Genomic DNA, 638 nt, shown 5'->3' with positions numbered 1-638 from the left:
GTCCGTGTGTGGACGCCCCACCGGATACAAGGGGGTGTTCGGGAGATTTGATCGCGCGGGTTCAGGTGCTTCCGTGTGTCCGGCCTGTGATGCAGCCATCATCACGGCTGCTGGCCTGTATGGAGATCGCGGACCGGGTCCAGACCGAAGTTGCGCGCTCGAGGCGCTCGGACGTTTCACTGGTTTTCCCAATCCCGTCTTCTGACCGTTGCGCCATACCTCTCTACTGACCTTCCCTGCGTCCCTGACGCCTCAAGCCTTGGCGGCTACGCCGCTGCGGCCGGAGCTTTGTAGGATCCGCCGTGCGCCATCAGCGCCCAGACGGTCCTCGCCATTTTGTTCGCGAGCGCAACGGTGATCAGCATGCGCGGCTTGCGAGCTAGCATGCCGGCCAGCCATGCACCGACTTTATCAGGATTGCGCGCCGCGACCTTCGTCACTGAGCTCGCGCCGATGATCAGAAGCCTGCGCAAGCTACGCTCTCCCATCTTCGTTGTCCGCCCGAGGCGCTCCTTGCCGCCGCTGGAGTGCTGTCGGGGTACCAGCCCGAGCCAGGCGGCGAAGTCGCGCCCGCGACGGAAGGTGCTGGCAGCGGGCGCCAGCGCCACCAGGGCGGTCGCTATCACCGGGCCGACGCC

Annotated in this window: 1 protein-coding gene; it reads right to left on the bottom strand. The window is 66.0% G+C overall.

From position 1 onward, the window contains the following. Positions 1 to 266 precede the first annotated feature (266 nt). Positions 267 to 638, bottom strand: a 372-nt coding sequence (locus KZ813_RS19950) for a transposase (RefSeq protein ID WP_219756742.1), incomplete at its 5' end; no start/stop codon positions are given.

This window comes from Sphingomonas folli, from assembly GCF_019429525.1.
GTDB lineage: Bacteria > Pseudomonadota > Alphaproteobacteria > Sphingomonadales > Sphingomonadaceae > Sphingomonas > Sphingomonas folii.
This window is presented reverse-complemented; position numbering and strand designations above follow the sequence as displayed.